Source organism: uncultured Anaerococcus sp., assembly GCF_937934665.1.
Lineage (GTDB): Bacteria > Bacillota > Clostridia > Tissierellales > Peptoniphilaceae > Anaerococcus.
On sequence record NZ_CALGYW010000041.1, the window covers coordinates 1 to 1,531 of the forward strand.

A 1,531-nucleotide genomic window follows, 5' to 3' on the forward strand; every position below is an offset into this window, starting at 1 on the left:
TTTTGATTTATTTTATAAGCAAGAAAGGAGCATGAATGACAGAAAAAAATTCATCAAAGATTTTTAACAAGGTCTATGTAGGATCCCTTGCTATCCTCTTATTATTGGTAGCAGGAGGTATCTTCATACCAGGACCATTTCAAGATTTCACATCAAACTTAACAGAACAGATAACCACCAAATTTGGTTGGTTTTACCTTTTATTAGTAACAGGGATATTATTTTTCCTTTTTTATCTAATAGTAAGTCCTATCGGACAAATAAAACTAGGTAATCCTAATTCAGAACCTGACCACTCTACAAGATCATGGGTAGCCATGATGTTTTCTGCAGGGATGGGCATTGGCTTAGTTTTCTATGGCGCGGCAGAACCCCTTAGCCACTACGCTATAAACTCACCAGCTGCTGAGCCTGGTACAGCCAAGGCGCTGGCAGATTCCTTCAAATATACATTTTTCCATTGGGGAATCCATGCCTGGGGTGTATATGCCATAGTAGGTCTTGCCCTAGCGTATTTTGGATTTAGAAAGCAAGAAAAATACCTCCTATCAGTGACCTTCAAGCCTCTTATAGGAGAAAAGACTGAAGGGATCATCGGCAAGTTAATTGATGTAGTAACAATAGTTGCCACAGTCATAGGTGTAGCTACAACCTTAGGTTTTGGTGCAAGTCAGATAAATGGTGGATTATCTTTCTTATTTGGTATCCCAAATAATTTCAAAGTCCAAACCATTATTATAATCATAACCACTGCTCTCTTTGTAATGAGTGCCCTATCAGGACTAGGTAAGGGAGTTAAAATCTTATCAAACCTAAACCTAATCCTGGCCATTGGTCTATTAGCTATAGCAATTGTAGTAGGTCCATCAGTAACCATCCTTGATAACCTCACAGATTCGATAGGTAATTATATACAAAACTTTTTTGGAATGAGCTTTAGAGCATCATCCTTTGAGCCAGAATACCGTCCATGGATCAATAGTTGGACAATATTTTACTGGGCTTGGTGGATATCCTGGTCACCATTTGTAGGAGTATTTATAGCGAGAATATCAAAAGGAAGAACTATCAGAGAGTTTTTAACAGTAGTTCTACTAATACCTACCATGCTAAGCTTTATCTGGTTTACATCCTTTGGTACCCTATCAACTAACCTACAAACAAAGGGAATTGACCTAACAGGTTTTGCTACAGAAGAAGTCCTCTTTGCGACCTTCTCTCACTATCCTCTAGGACAAATCTTATCCCTAGTGGCCCTCATACTCATAATATCATTTTTTGTAACCAGTGCAGACTCAGCGACCTTTGTCCTAGCCATGCTATCAGAAAATGGAAACCTGAACCCATCAGGTGCGAAAAAAGTAATATGGGGAGCAATCCTCGCGGTAATATCCATATCACTACTGTTTTCAGGAGGACTAACAGCCCTAGAAAACACCCTAATAATTGTAGCCCTCCCATTTTCATTAATAATGATATTGATGGGAGTATCGCTACTAAAAGAACTAAACCACGAAAAACAACAAATGGG

1 protein-coding gene is annotated in these 1,531 nt (G+C 38.7%); it reads left to right on the plus strand.

Annotation, left to right across the window (positions count from 1 at the left end; all coding sequences use genetic code 11):
- Positions 1–35: 35 nt before the first annotated feature.
- A partial coding sequence (locus tag Q0410_RS01675; RefSeq protein WP_299032230.1) for a BCCT family transporter occupies positions 36–1,531 on the plus strand: 1,496 nt, incomplete at its 3' end.